This is a genomic window from Rathayibacter sp. AY1E2 (assembly GCF_002932325.1).
Classification (GTDB): Bacteria; Actinomycetota; Actinomycetes; order Actinomycetales; family Microbacteriaceae; genus Rathayibacter.
This window is the reverse complement of record NZ_PSVO01000003.1, coordinates 23932-37510: the sequence shown is the minus strand read 5'-3', so window position 1 is coordinate 37510 and position 13579 is coordinate 23932. Positions and strand designations below refer to the sequence as shown.

The window sequence follows — 13579 nt, the reverse complement described above, 5'->3', positions numbered from 1 at the left end:
CGCGGGCAGTGAGGACGACGCCATGCCCGCCGAGCCCGAGGACGCGTCGCCGACGACCCGCCGCGACGCGAGGGGACGCCGGCGGGACCGCCTCGACATCACGGGGGAGTGGCGCCGCGTCTCGCCCCGGTACGTCGCGGTCGAGATCGTGTCGGCCGTCGTGTCGAGCGTGCTGCTGCTCGCCGTGCCCGTGGTGCTGATGCTGATCGGCCTGCCGTGGGGCTGGATCCCGATGGCCGCCGCGGCCGCCCTCGCGGTGACCCTCCTGATCGTGGCCCCGCGCCGTGCGCGCGCCTACGGCTACCTCCTGCGCCAGGACGACCTCCTCTTCCGCCGCGGCATCATGTTCCAGCGCTTCGTGTCGGTGCCGTACGGGCGGATGCAGCTCATCGACGTCAACCGCGGGCCGCTCGCCCGGGCGCTCGGCCTCGCCGACCTCCGCTTCGTCACCGCCGCCGCATCGACCGGCGTCAGCATCCCGGGCCTGGCCGAGCAGGACGCGGAGGAGCTCCGCGACCGCCTGGTCGAGCTCGCCGAGTCGCGCCGGGCCGGCCTGTGACCGAGCTCCGCGCCGTCGAGACGGACCTCGCCGACGGGGAGTGGCACCGCCTCCATCCCGCGACCCCGGTCCTCAAGGGCGGGATCGGCCTGCTGGTCGTCCTCGGCATCGTGATCACGAACCTCCGCGAGCGCCTGGTCGAGCTGTTCCTGCCCGGGCCGGAGGGGTACGAGAGCGGCGATCCGGTCGACGAGCTGCTGCGCCGCGGCCTCGTCGGCTGGGCGCTGCTGGCGGTCGCGGTGGGCCTGGCGGTCGCCGTCTTCGCGTTCTGGCTGTCCTGGCGGATGCACACCTTCCGCATCACCGACGAGGTCGTCGAGGTGCGCTCCGGCGTGCTCTTCCGGACCAACCGGCGGGCGCGGCTGGACCGCATCCAGGGCATCGCGGTGCAGCGTCCGCTGTTCGCGCGGCTGTTCGGAGCCGCGAAGCTCGAGGTGAGCGTGGCCGGGCAGGACGCGAACGTCCAGCTGTCGTACCTCGGGTCGCGCTTGGTTGACGCCCTGCGCCGCGACATCCTGCGGCTCGCGTCCGGGGTGCGCGAGCGGGAGGCGACGGTCGACGGTGCGGCTCCGGCGGGCGGGTTCCTGGCGCGCCGGCTGGAGGAGTTCGGCGAGCCTCAGGACGAGACGCCGCCCGAGTCGGTCGTCTCGATCCCGCCGGGCCGACTCCTCGGCTCGCTCGTCTTCAGCGGCTTCACGCTGTTCCTGGCCGCCTCGGTCGTCGCCGTGGTGTTCGTCGCCGTCTACGGCTCGCCCTACGTGCTCTTCGCGATCCTGCCGGGCCTGATCGGCTCGGGCAGCTACTACGTCCGCCAGTTCGTGCGCTCGCTCCGGTACTCGATCGCCGCGACGCCCGACGGAGTGCGGGTCGGCTACGGCGTGCTCTCGACCAGCAGCGACACGATCCCGCCCGGCCGGATCCACGCCGTCGAGATCACGCAGCCGCTGCTCTGGCGCCCCTTCGGCTGGTGGCAGGTGCGGATCGACCGCGCCGGCCACGCGGCCTCCCGCGGGGCGAACGGCGAGCCGAACACCACGATCCTGCCCGTGGGCGACCTCGCCGCGGTCGAGCGCGTCCTCGCCCTCCTGCTGCCCGGACCGGCCGAGGGAGCGGAGTCGACGCCCGTCGGAGACGCACTCCGGCACCGCGACGCGGCCGGCTTCACCCGGGCGCCGCGGTCGGCGGTGTGGCTCCGCCCCTTCTCGTTCCGGAGGACCGGGTACCGGCTGACGGACGAGGTCGCGATCCTGCGCAGCGGAGCGGTCTGGCGGCGGGTCGCCGTGGTGCCCCTGGCGCGGATGCAGAGCGTCGGGGTCCAGCAGGGACCGCTCCAGCGCCTGCTCGGGCTGGCCTCGGCGCGCGTGCACACGGTGGCCGGCCCCGTCACTCCGCTCGTGCCGGTGATGAGCGCGGCCGACGGACTCGCCTTCTTCGAGAGCCTCGCGACGGCCGGAGTGCGGGCCGCCGACCGCGACGCGAGCCACCAGTGGGGGCGGCGCGCGGCCGCACCCGCCCTGCCCGACTGGCCCGCTCCGGAGGGGGAACCGCATGCCTGAGAACCGCCGCGACGGACGCCTGGGCGTCGGCGTGATCGGTGCCGGACGCGTGGGCCCGGTGCTGGGTGCCGCGCTCGCCGGGGCCGGCCACGCCGTGATCGGGATCGCCACCACCAGCGAGAGCGGCCGCGAGCGCGCCGACGCGCTGCTCCCCGGAGTCCCCGTGCTCGCGATCCCCGAGCTCGTCGAGCGCAGCGAGCTGGTGATCGTCGCCGTCCCCGGGAGCGAGATCGCCGCCCTGGTCGCGGGGCTCGCCGCGACCGGAGCGTGGCAGCCCGGCCAGCTGGTGCTGCACACGGCGCCTGAGCACGGCTACGGGGTGCTCGCTCCGGCGCTCGCCTCCGGGGTCATCCCCCTGGCAGTCCACCCGGCGATGGCCTTCAGCGGCACCAGCCTCGACCTGGCGCGCCTCGCCGAGACCTACTTCGCCGTGTCGGCACCGGGCCCGGTGCTGCCGATCGCGCAGGCGCTGGTGGTCGAGATGGGCGGGGAGCCGGTCACCGTGGCGGAGTCGGACCGCGCCGCCTACGCGGAGGCCGTCTCGACCGCCACGACCTTCTCGACCGCGATCGTCGACCAGGCGGCGGGACTGCTGGCGGGCATCGGCGTCGAGAAGCCGGGCTTCTTCCTCTCCAGTCTCGTCCGCTCCTCCGTCGACGACGCCCTGCGCCGCGCGGCGGGCTGACGGGCGGCGCCGCTCGAGACGCCGCTCCCCGGGTGGGACGCCGCTCGGGAGGCGGTGCCTCGCGAAGGAGCACGGCGTCTCCGTGCCGAGGGCCCCGTTGGTCGCGGGCCCGCCGGTAGCATCGTCGGGTGATCAGCACCGTCCACCGCATCGGCGACCTCCGCGAGCGGCTGCAGGAGGCGCGGCGGGCCGGTCGGCGCATCGCGCTCGTGCCGACGATGGGCGCCCTGCACGCCGGGCACCTCGCCCTCGTCGAGCGGGCGCGCGAGCTGGCCGACGTCGTCGTCGTGTCGGTGTTCGTGAATCCGCTGCAGTTCGGTCCGACCGAGGACCTGGACCGCTATCCGCGCGACCTCGAGGGCGACACCGCCCTGCTCGACGCGGCCGGGGCCGACCTCCTCTTCGCCCCGGGAGTCGCCGAGATGTATCCCGACGGGCCGTCCTCGACGCGGGTCGTCGCGGGCGAGGTCGGCGGCCTCTACGAGGGGCGCGCGCGACCGGGCCACTTCGACGGGATGCTCACCGTCGTCGCCAAGCTCCTGAGCATCGCCCAGCCGGACGTCGCGGTCTTCGGGCAGAAGGACGCGCAGCAGCTGTTCCTCGTGCGCCGCATGGTCCGCGACCTCGACCTGCCCGTGGAGATCGAGGGCGTCGGCATCGTGCGGGAGGAGGACGGGCTCGCCCGCTCCAGCCGCAACCGCTACCTCGACGAGGAGCAGCGCCGCGCGGGCCTCGTGCTCCCGCGCCTCCTCGCGGCCGCCACGGAAGCCGCGGACCGCGGTGCCGCCGCGGCGATCGAGGCCGCCGAGGCCGTCGCGCACGCCGAGCCGCTCGTTAAGCTGGACTACCTCGTCGTCGTGGATCCCGCGACGCTCCTCCCGGTCGACGCCGACCACCGCGGCCCGGCACTCGTGCTCGTCGCCGCGATCGTCGGCACCACCCGCCTCCTCGACAACGCCCCGATCCTGCTCGCCTGATCGCGGCCGTCCGCCCCGAACCGAAAGCACCGCGACCCCTCATGGCCGACACCCCCGACGTCCCCGAGTCCACGACCCCCGCCGCCGAGCAGTCCGACTCCGAGCAGGCCGCCGCCGAGCGGGCCGCGCAGCAGGAGGCCTCCGAGCAGAAGGCCGTCCGCCTCGCCAAGCGCGAGCGACTGCTCGAGCTCGCGGGCGACGACCTCGGCGCCGGCGCCTACCCCGTCGCGGTCGGAGTCACCGACACCATCGCGGCCGTCCGGGCGCGCCACGAGGGCATCGAGCCGGACGTGAAGACCGGCGAGCGCGTCGGCCTCGCGGGCCGCGTGGTGTTCCAGCGCAACACGGGCAAGCTCTGCTTCGCGACCCTGCAGGCCGGCGACGGCGAGCGGATCCAGGCCATGGTCTCGCTCGGCGACGTGGGCGAGGAGTCGCTCGCGGCGTGGAAGGAGCTCGTCGACCTGGGCGACCACCTCTTCGTCGAGGGCGAGGTCGTCTCGAGCAAGCGCGGCGAGCTGAGCGTGTGGGTGTCGGAGTGGACGATCGCCGCGAAGGCGATCCTGCCGCTGCCGAACCTGCACAACGAGCTCGGCGACGAGACCCGGATGCGCCAGCGCTACCTCGACCTGATCGTGCGCCCCCAGGCCCGCGAGACGGTCGTCACCCGCGCCCGGGTGAACGCCTCCCTCCGCGACACCTTCGCCTCGCACGAGTTCCTCGAGGTCGAGACCCCGATGCTGCAGGTGATGCACGGCGGCGCCTCCGCCCGCCCCTTCGCCACGCACTCGAACGCGTTCGACACCGAGCTGTACCTGCGCATCGCGCCCGAGCTCTACCTCAAGCGCGCCGTCGTCGGCGGCATCGACCGGGTCTTCGAGATCAACCGCAACTTCCGCAACGAGGGCGCCGACTCCACCCACTCGCCCGAGTTCGCGATGCTCGAGGCCTACCAGGCGTACGGCGACTACAACTCGATCGCCGACCTCACCCAGGAGCTGATCCAGAACGCGGCGCAGGCCGTCGCGGGCTCGCACGTGGTCACCTGGGCCGACGGCACCGACTTCGACCTCGGCGGCCGGTGGGACCGCATCTCGATGTACGAGAGCCTGTCGCTCGCGGCAGGCATCGCGATCACCCCGGAGACGGAGCTCGCCGAGCTCGAGACCCTCGCCGCGCGCGAGGGCGTCGAGGTGCACGTCCCCACGCACGGCAAGTACGTCGAGGAGCTGTGGGAGCACTTCGTGAAGGGCGGCCTGACGCGTCCGACCTTCGTGATGGACTTCCCCGTCGACACCTCGCCGCTCGTGCGCGCGCACCGCAGCATCCCGGGCGTCGTCGAGAAGTGGGACCTCTACGTCCGCGGCTTCGAGCTGGCCACCGGCTACTCCGAGCTGATCGACCCGGTCGTGCAGCGCGAGCGCTTCGTCGAGCAGGCCCGCCAGGCCGCCGCCGGCGACGACGAGGCGATGCGCCTGGACGAGGACTTCCTCCGCGCCCTCGAGCACGGCATGCCCCCCACCGGCGGCATGGGCATGGGCATCGACCGCCTCCTGATGGCGATCACCGGCCTCGGGATCCGCGAGACGATCCTCTTCCCGCTCGTCAAGTAGGGTCGCAGGAGCCGAGGGGGAGACATGGTCAGGGCATCGAGCATCGTCGCGGCCGTCGCGGCGGGCGTCCTCACGATCGCGCAGTTCGGAGTGGGGACCGCGGTCGCCGCGAGCGTCCTCACCTCCTCCGGCGACGTCGGCACCGCGCTGGCCGACCGGCGGGCGGCCGAGGCGTTCACGCCCGACCCCACGATCGCCGGCTTCGCGGAGCGGACCGCCATGTCCGACCGCGGCCGCGCCCTCTACTACGCGTCGAGCCCGTCGGTCGAGCCGACCGCCGGCTTCAACGACCTCTGCGGCTACGGCGCCTCCGACGACATCGTCCTCGGCTGCTACACCGGCACCAGCATCTACATCTCGGACGTCGCCAACCCCGACCTCGACGGGATCCGCGACGTGACGGCGGCGCACGAGATGCTGCACGCCGCGTGGGTGCGGCTCGACGCGGAGGAGCAGGCCGAGCTGGGCGACGAGCTCGAGGCCGCGTACGAGACCCTCCCGCAGGACGGCACGATCGCCGAGCGCCTCGAGCTGTACCGCACCGGCGGCCTCGGCGAGCGCGTCAACGAGCTGCACTCGATCCTGGGGACCGAGGTGGCCGACCTGCCGCCGGCGCTCGAGGCGCACTACGCCGAGTTCTTCGACGACCGCTCGGTCGTCGTGGGCCTGAACGCCCGCTACGAGGCGGTCTTCACCGATCTCGAGAACCGCATCGAGGACCTGGTCTCCCGGATCGAGACGATGTACGCCGACCTCACGGCGCGGGTCGACGCGAACAACGCCGAGTACGACGCGCTCAACGTCGAGATCGACGACTTCAACTCGCGCGCCGACAGCGGCGACTTCGGATCGACGGCCGAGTTCGAGACGGAGCGCGCCGATCTGCTCGCCCGCAGCCAGGCCGTCGACGCCACCCGCGCCGCCATCGACGCGGACATCGCCGTGTACGACGGCCTGCGCTCGGAGCTGGAGGGCCTCAACTCCGATGCCGCGGCGCTGAACAAGTCGGTCGAGAGCCAGTAGCGCCCAGCGCCCGCGAAGGCCGCTGGGCGCACGGGCCTCCGGGCTCACGGCTCCCGCGCCGGTGCCGCGGGTAGGATCGCCGCATGGACTGGGAGCTGTGGAACCAGGGGCTGTGGGCCCTCGTGCCGACGATCACGGTCGGAGCCATCTTCTGGTTCGTGATGCGCGCCCTCATCCGCTCGGACCGCAACGAGCGCCGCGCGTACGACCGCATCGAGGCCCGCGAGCGCGAGCGCCGCGGCCTGCCTCCCCGCGACGCCTCCTGACCACCGCCGCCGCGCGGGTGCCTTCCACGCCCGCTGAGCGGCTCCGCACGACGAACGAGGAGGCGCGGTGCCCGCACCCGACTGGGCCGTGATCCTCCCGATCGCGGCCGTGGTCGTCGAGCTCGTGGTCCGCGTGATCGCCGTGATCGTCGTGCCGCGGAACCGTCGTCCGACCACCGGCCTCGCCTGGCTGATGGCGATCTTCCTCATCCCGTACGTCGGCATCCTGCTGTTCCTCTTCATCGGGAGCTACCGACTGCCGCGCAAGCGCCGCCGGAAGCAGCAGGAGATCAACCGGTTCATCCTGGAGTCGACCGACGGCATCGACCGCGTCGCCCGGGAGCACCCGTGGCCGCAGTGGCTGGAGTCGGTGGTCACCCTCAACCGCAACCTCGGCGCCATGCCGCTGGTCGGCGGGAACGACGCGCGCCTCCAGGGCGACTACGAGCAGACCATCCGCGCGATGGCCGCCGAGATCGACCGCGCCCGCCGCTACGTGCACTGCGAGTTCTACATCCTCGCCGCCGACTCGACCACCGCGCCCTTCTTCGACGCGCTCGACCGCGCGGTGGCGCGCGGGGTGCGGGTGCGGATCCTCCTCGACCACATCGCGTCGATCCGCGTGCCCGGCTACTACAGCGGCACCCATCGCCGGCTGCGCGCCCTCGAGCGGGCGGGCGCCTCGTGGTCGTACATGCTCCCCGTGCGGCCGTGGCGCGGGCAGTACCAGCGGCCGGACCTGCGCAACCACCGCAAGCTGCTGATCGTCGACGGCAACGCGGCCTTCATGGGCTCGCAGAACGTCGTCGACTCCAGCTACAACAAGCGCGGCAACATCCGCCGCGGCCTGCACTGGCACGACCTGATGGTGCGCCTCGAGGGGCCGGTGGTGCAGGGCATCAACGCCATCTTCATCACCGACTGGTACAGCGAGACCGACGAGCTGCTCCTGCGGGAGTCGGAGCCGATGGAGGCGCTGCAGCAGCGCGACACGATCGACTGCCAGGTGGTGCCGAGCGGGCCGGGGTTCGAGGGCGAGAACAACCTGCGCCTGTTCCTGACGCTGCTCTACTCGGCGCAGAAGTCGATCATCATCACCAGCCCGTACTTCGTGCCCGACGAGGCGATGCTCTACGCGATCACCACGGCGACCCGGCGGGGCGTGCACGTGGAGCTCTTCGTCTCCGAGATCGGCGACCAGGCCGTGGTCTACCACGCCCAGCGCTCGTACTACGAGACGCTGCTGACCGCGGGCGTGCGCATCTGGATGTACCGCAAGCCGACCATCCTGCACGCGAAGCACTTCACGATCGACGACGACGTCGCCGTGATCGGCTCGAGCAACATGGACATGCGCTCCTTCACGCTCAACCTCGAGGTCTCGCTCATGGTGCGCGGCTCGGAGTTCGTCGAGGACCTGCGCCAGGTGCAGCAGGACTACCGCGAGCACTCCCGCGAGCTGACCCTCCGCGAGTGGCGCCAGCAGCCGCTCCGCTCGACCCTGCTCGACAACCTGGCGCGGCTCACCTCGGCGCTGCAGTAGCGATCCGCGCCACCGCCCGACGGCGGAGGATGCGCGGGACCGACTCGTCGCGCAAGTCCCTGTGCGGGCCGCCGCGCCCCGCGTAGCGTCGGAACGTCCTCAGCACCATCCGGTTCCGCCTGCCCGGCGCCGGGTTCGAGAAGGGAACGGACATGACGGCATCCCGTACGACGCGCATCCTCATCCTCGGCGGCGGCTACGTCGGCCTGTACACGGCCTGGGGCCTCGAGAAGAGACGGGGGGAGGCGCCGATCGACGTCACCGTCGTCGAGCCGAACCCCTACATGACCTACCAGCCGCTGCTGCCCGAGGTCGCCGGCGGGCACGTCCAGCCGCGCCACGTCACGGTGCCGCTGGTCTCCGCGCTCAAGCGCACCCGCGTGATCCGCGGTGCGATCACCGGCGTGAGCCTCGCCGAGCGCAGCGCCACCGTCGCCGCGATGGACGGCTCCACCCGCACGCTCGAGTTCGACCAGGTCGTCTTCGCGCTCGGGGCCGTCACCCGCACCTTCCCCACGCCGGGTCTCGCCGAGCACGGCATCGGCTTCAAGACGGTGGAGGAGGCGGCGCACCTGCGCGACCGCGTCATCGAGAACATCGCGAAGGCGGCGCTCACCACCGATCCCGCCGAGCGTCGGCGCCTGCTCACCTTCGTCTTCGTCGGTGGCGGCTACACCGGCGTCGAGGCGCTGAGCGAGCTGCTCGACCTCAGCCGCAAGACCCTCGCCGCGCAGCCCTCCCTCTCGATGGGCGACGTCACCTGGCACCTCGTCGAGGCACTGGACCGGGTCGCCCCCGAGGTCGGTCCCGAGCTCTCGAAGTGGACGCTCGACCACCTCCGCTCGCGCGGCGTGCACGTGCACCTGAAGACGACGATGCCCTCCTGCGAGGACGGCGTGGTGGAGCTCTCCTCCGGCGAGCGCATCCCGACGGCCACGATCGTGTGGACCGCCGGCGTGAAGCCGAACCCGATCCTCGACGCGACCGACGCGCCCCGCGGGCCGAAGGGCCACGTCATGGCGGATGCGCGCCTGCGGGTCATTCGCGAGGACGGCGAGCCGGTGGGCGGCGCCTGGGCGGCCGGCGACGGCGCGCAGGTGCCGGACCTCACCAGTGAGAAGCAGCCCGCGTACTACCCGCCGAACGCGCAGAACGCGGTCCGGCAGGCCAAGCTCCTGGCGCGCAACATCATCGCCGACCTCACCGGAGGCACCGTGGAGGAGTACCGCCACGCCTCCGTCGGGACCGTCGCCGAGTACGGCATCGGCAAGGGCGCCGGCCTGATCAAGGGCGTGAAGCTGCGCGGCCTCCCCGCCTGGCTCGCCCACCGCGCCTACCACGGAGCGGCGATGCCGACCCTGGACCGCAAGTGGCGGATCATCACGGGCTGGCTCGTCGACGCCGTCACTCCGCGCGACCTCTCGCCGATGAGCGCGCTGCAGGATCCTCGCCGCGCCTTCCGCGAGACGGCCGAGGCCACCGACCGCGAGGCAGCAGCGAAGGCCGCCGCGAAGAAGGAGTCGGACGCGTCCTGACGCGCCGGTGAGAGCGCGGGAGTCGCGGTGGTCGAGCGGGATCATCGCGACTCCCGCGCTCCCGCGTCGTGGGCCCCGCCTCGGAGCGCCTCGGCCTGACGGTCTCGGCTCAGGCCCGGCGGCGCGGCTTGAGGCGCACGGTCGGCAGCACGGGCGCGGGGAGCGCGCCTCCGCCGTACCCGTCGACGGTGCCGAACGGTCCCGCGGGATCCGCCCCGGCGATCACGTCGGACTGCCAGCGCTCGCGGGCGGCCGCCACGTCGTCGTGGCTGCGGCCGACGAAGTTCCACCACATCACCAGCTCCTCGGCGAACGGCTCGCCGCCGAGCAGCACCACGCGGGCGCCCGCGTCCCCGGCGGTCAGCATCAGGTGCGAGCGGCCGGGCGCCAGGTAGGCGAGGTCCGAGCGCGGGACGTCCGCGCCCTCGACCGCCACGGGGCCGGCGTCGACGAGCACGCCGTACTCCCACGACTCCTCGACCGGCAGCTCGACCCGGGCACCCGGCTCGAGGTCGATCTGGGCGGCGACCAGCGGAGTGAAGGTGCTCGCGGGCACCGACGCGCCCAGCATCCCTCCGACGAAGACGCGCACCAGCGCGCCGGGCAGCTCCACGGGCACGCCGCGGTGGTGCTCGAAGAACGGATCGACGAGCCGCGCCTCCTCGGGCAGCGCGACCCAGAGCTGCACCCCGTGCAGGACGGGCGCGCCCCCGGTCGAGACCTCCGAGTGCGAGATGCCGCGTCCGGCCGTCATCAGGTTGAGCTCGCCCGGGCGCACGACGGCGAGGCTGCCGACGCTGTCGCGGTGCTCGATCTCGCCCTCGAAGAGCCAGCTCACGGTCTGCAGGCCGGTGTGCGGGTGTGGCGGGACGTCCATCCCGGCCTCCTCGCCGAGCCGCACCGGGCCGTAGTGGTCGGCGAAGCACCATGCGCCGATGGTCGAGCGCGAGCGCTGGGGGAGGGTGCGGCGCACCTCGATCGCGCGCGGACCGCCGAGCGGGACGAGCCGCGCCTCCAGGATCTCGACCGCGCCGGGCTCGCGAGGGACCGGCTCCGCGGCGACGGGGAGCTCGTCGGGATGCTCCTCCAGGTTGCTCATGCGGGAAGTGTATGCCTTCGCATGGACCGGTGGACGGGACCGCCGCCCGCACCCCTCCAGATCGCGTGCACGCCCAGGGCGAACAGGCCTGCTCACCGGGGGGAGCGCTGGTTACAGTCGACGTATCGGAGCCCACCCCTGCGGGTTCTGTAGGGAGTGACAGCATGTTCGAGAGATTCACCGATCGCGCGCGGCGCGTCGTCGTCCTGGCCCAGGAAGAGGCCAAGATGCTCAATCACAACTACATCGGCACGGAGCACATCCTGCTCGGCCTGATCCACGAGGGCGAGGGAGTGGCCGCCAAGGCGCTCGAGTCCCTCGGGATCTCGCTCGACGCTGTGCGCGAGCAGGTGCAGGACATCATCGGCCAGGGGCAGCAGCAGCCGACCGGCCACATCCCCTTCACGCCTCGGGCGAAGAAGGTCCTCGAGCTGTCCCTGCGCGAAGCGCTGCAGCTCGGCCACAACTACATCGGGACCGAGCACATCCTGCTCGGCCTCATCCGCGAGGGCGAGGGCGTCGCCGCTCAGGTGCTGGTCAAGCTCGGCGCCGACCTGAACCGCGTGCGCCAGCAGGTCATCCAGCTGCTCTCCGGCTACCAGGGCAAGGAGCAGGTCGCCGTGGGCGGTGAGCAGCAGCAGCCTCAGGGGGGATCGCAGATCCTCGACCAGTTCGGCCGCAACCTCACCCAGGCGGCGCGCGACAACAAGCTCGACCCGGTCATCGGGCGCGAGAAGGAGATCGAGCGGGTCATGCAGATCCTCTCCCGCCGCTCCAAGAACAACCCCGTCCTGATCGGCGAGCCCGGCGTCGGCAAGACCGCCGTCGTCGAGGGCCTCGCCCAGGCGATCGTGCGCGGCGACGTGCCCGAGACGCTGAAGGACAAGCAGCTCTACACGCTCGACCTCGGGTCGCTCATCGCCGGATCCCGCTACCGCGGTGACTTCGAGGAGCGCCTCAAGAAGGTCACGAAGGAGATCCGCACCCGCGGCGACATCATCACCTTCATCGACGAGATCCACACCCTCGTCGGCGCAGGGGCCGCTGAGGGCGCGATCGACGCCGCCTCGATCCTCAAGCCGCTGCTCGCCCGCGGCGAGCTGCAGACCATCGGCGCGACCACGCTCGACGAGTACCGCAAGCACTTCGAGAAGGACGCCGCTCTCGAGCGCCGCTTCCAGCCGATCCAGGTCGCGGAGCCGTCGCTGCCCCACACGATCAACATCCTCAAGGGGCTGCGCGACCGCTACGAGGCGCACCACAAGGTGTCCATCACCGACGGCGCGATCGTCTCGGCGGCCAATCTGGCCGACCGCTACATCAGCGACCGCTTCCTCCCCGACAAGGCGATCGACCTGATCGACGAGGCCGGCGCACGCCTGCGCCTCTCGATCCTCTCGGCGCCGCCGGAGCTGCGCGACTTCGACGACCGCATCGCCGTGGTCCGCTCCGCCAAGGAGGCCGCGATCGAGGACCAGGACTTCGAGAAGGCCGCGTCGCTCCGCGACGAGGAGAAGCAGCTGCTCGGTGAGCGCCTGCGCCTCGAGAAGCAGTGGAAGTCGGGCGACGTCAAGGCCACCGGCGTGGTCGACGAGGGCCTGATCGCCGAGGTCCTCGCCCAGGCGACGGGCATCCCGGTCTTCAAGCTCACCGAGGAGGAGTCCTCGCGGCTCGTCTTCATGGAGAAGGCCCTGCACCAGCGCGTCATCGGCCAGGAGGAGGCCATCGCGGCACTCTCGCGGACGATCCGCCGCACCCGCGCGGGCCTCAAGGACCCCAAGCGCCCCTCGGGCTCGTTCATCTTCGCCGGCCCCACGGGCGTCGGGAAGACCGAGCTGGCCAAGGCGCTCGCCGAGTTCCTCTTCGACGACGAGAACGCGATGATCTCGCTCGACATGTCGGAGTACGGCGAGAAGCACACCGTCTCGCGGCTGTTCGGCGCCCCTCCCGGGTTCGTCGGCTTCGAGGAGGGCGGCCAGCTCACCGAGAAGGTGCGCCGCAAGCCGTTCAGCGTGGTCCTCTTCGACGAGATCGAGAAGGCGCACCCGGACATCTTCAACTCGCTCCTCCAGATCCTGGAGGAGGGTCGACTGACCGACGGCCAGGGCCGTGTCGTGGACTTCAAGAACACCGTCATCATCATGACCACCAACCTCGGTGCTCGTGACATCGCCGGTGGTCCCGTCGGGTTCCAGATCGAGGGCGACAACGCCACCGGCTACGACCGCATGCGCGGCAAGGTCAACGAGGAGCTCAAGAAGCACTTCAAGCCCGAGTTCCTCAATCGCGTGGACGACGTCATCGTCTTCCCGCAGCTGTCGAAGCCCGAGCTGCTCCAGATCGTCGACCTCTTCATCAAGCGCCTGGGCGACCGTCTGCTCGACCGCGACATGACGGTGGAGCTGACGCAGCCGGCCAAGGAGCGCCTGATCGAGGTCGGGTTCGACCCGGCTCTCGGTGCGCGCCCCCTGCGCCGGGCGATCCAGCGCGAGATCGAGGACCAGCTGTCCGAGCGGATCCTGCACGGCGAGCTCGGCGCCGGAGACCACATCCACGTGGACTTCGCCGACAACAGGTTCGTCTTCACCACGACCCCGCGTCTGATCTCGATCAGCGCCGGCGCGTCCACCGGAGCGGCCACGGCCGGCCCGGCGACGCCCGACCTGATGTCGTAGCAGGCTGCCGAACGACGACGTGCCCGTCCCCTCTCGCGAGGGGGCGGGCAC

Annotated in this window: 11 protein-coding genes; 10 read left to right on the top strand and 1 reads right to left on the bottom strand. The window is 72.2% G+C overall.

Annotated features, from left to right (window positions below; genetic code table 11):
* Positions 1-22: 22 nt before the first annotated feature.
* The 9 genes from C5C49_RS03710 (at position 23) to C5C49_RS03665 (ending at position 9754) form a co-directional block, all read left to right on the top strand.
* The gene (locus C5C49_RS03710; RefSeq protein ID WP_104345447.1) at positions 23-559 is read left to right on the top strand and encodes a PH domain-containing protein; all 537 of its coding nucleotides are present in this window, start codon (positions 23-25) and stop codon (positions 557-559) included.
* Positions 556-2115: a PH domain-containing protein gene (locus tag C5C49_RS03705; RefSeq protein ID WP_104345446.1), complete on the top strand. Its 1560-nt coding sequence runs from the start codon at positions 556-558 to the stop codon at positions 2113-2115. Before C5C49_RS03710 ends, C5C49_RS03705 begins: the two co-directional genes overlap by 4 nt.
* Positions 2108-2800: a Rossmann-like and DUF2520 domain-containing protein gene (locus tag C5C49_RS03700; protein ID WP_104224097.1), complete on the top strand. Its 693-nt coding sequence runs from the start codon at positions 2108-2110 to the stop codon at positions 2798-2800. Before C5C49_RS03705 ends, C5C49_RS03700 begins: the two co-directional genes overlap by 8 nt.
* A 128-nt stretch (positions 2801-2928) precedes the next feature.
* The gene (gene panC / locus C5C49_RS03695; protein ID WP_104345445.1) at positions 2929-3777 is read left to right on the top strand and encodes a pantoate--beta-alanine ligase; all 849 of its coding nucleotides are present in this window, start codon (positions 2929-2931) and stop codon (positions 3775-3777) included.
* A 41-nt stretch (positions 3778-3818) separates the two neighbouring features.
* Complete coding sequence (gene lysS / locus C5C49_RS03690; RefSeq protein ID WP_104345444.1) at positions 3819-5387, top strand: lysine--tRNA ligase; 1569 nt, start codon at positions 3819-3821, stop codon at positions 5385-5387.
* Positions 5388-5411: 24 nt separating this feature from the next.
* Positions 5412-6410 carry a hypothetical protein gene (locus C5C49_RS16845; protein WP_104255539.1) on the top strand — a complete coding sequence of 333 codons (999 nt, stop codon included), beginning with the start codon at positions 5412-5414 and terminating at the stop codon, positions 6408-6410.
* An 83-nt stretch (positions 6411-6493) separates the two neighbouring features.
* On the top strand, positions 6494-6676 hold the full coding sequence (locus tag C5C49_RS03680) for a hypothetical protein (RefSeq protein WP_104224094.1): 183 nt from the start codon (positions 6494-6496) through the stop codon (positions 6674-6676).
* Between the two features lie 67 nt (positions 6677-6743).
* Positions 6744-8219: a cardiolipin synthase gene (gene cls / locus C5C49_RS03675; RefSeq protein ID WP_104224093.1), complete on the top strand. Its 1476-nt coding sequence runs from the start codon at positions 6744-6746 to the stop codon at positions 8217-8219.
* A 152-nt stretch (positions 8220-8371) separates the two neighbouring features.
* Entirely contained in the window at positions 8372-9754 is a 1383-nt protein-coding gene (locus C5C49_RS03665) for an NAD(P)/FAD-dependent oxidoreductase (protein ID WP_104345442.1), read from the top strand.
* Positions 9755-9863: 109 nt separating this feature from the next.
* On the opposite strand, the gene C5C49_RS03660 is transcribed toward C5C49_RS03665, so the two are convergent.
* Positions 9864-10853 (bottom strand): pirin family protein, encoded by a 990-nt coding sequence (locus C5C49_RS03660; RefSeq protein ID WP_104345441.1) that lies wholly within the window; start codon positions 10851-10853, stop codon positions 9864-9866.
* A 164-nt stretch (positions 10854-11017) separates the two neighbouring features.
* Here C5C49_RS03660 and C5C49_RS03655 point away from each other — a divergent pair, with 164 nt between their 5' ends.
* On the top strand, positions 11018-13528 hold the full coding sequence (locus C5C49_RS03655) for an ATP-dependent Clp protease ATP-binding subunit (RefSeq protein ID WP_104234294.1): 2511 nt from the start codon (positions 11018-11020) through the stop codon (positions 13526-13528).
* The last annotated feature ends 51 nt before the right edge of the window (positions 13529-13579 follow it).

Excerpts from the sequence above, each read along its gene's own strand:
- C5C49_RS03700 (WP_104224097.1), top strand. The coding sequence starts at position 2,108 with ATGCCTGAGAACCGCCGCGACGGACGCCTGGGCGTCGGCGTGATCGGT.
- C5C49_RS03655 (WP_104234294.1), top strand. The coding sequence starts at position 11,018 with ATGTTCGAGAGATTCACCGATCGCGCGCGGCGCGTCGTCGTCCTGGCC.
- C5C49_RS03665 (WP_104345442.1), top strand. The coding sequence starts at position 8,372 with ATGACGGCATCCCGTACGACGCGCATCCTCATCCTCGGCGGCGGCTAC.
- lysS (WP_104345444.1), top strand. The coding sequence starts at position 3,819 with ATGGCCGACACCCCCGACGTCCCCGAGTCCACGACCCCCGCCGCCGAG.
- C5C49_RS03710 (WP_104345447.1), top strand. The coding sequence starts at position 23 with ATGCCCGCCGAGCCCGAGGACGCGTCGCCGACGACCCGCCGCGACGCG.
- C5C49_RS16845 (WP_104255539.1), top strand. The coding sequence starts at position 5,412 with ATGGTCAGGGCATCGAGCATCGTCGCGGCCGTCGCGGCGGGCGTCCTC.
- C5C49_RS03680 (WP_104224094.1), top strand. The coding sequence starts at position 6,494 with ATGGACTGGGAGCTGTGGAACCAGGGGCTGTGGGCCCTCGTGCCGACG.
- C5C49_RS03660 (WP_104345441.1), bottom strand. The coding sequence starts at position 10,853 with ATGAGCAACCTGGAGGAGCATCCCGACGAGCTCCCCGTCGCCGCGGAG.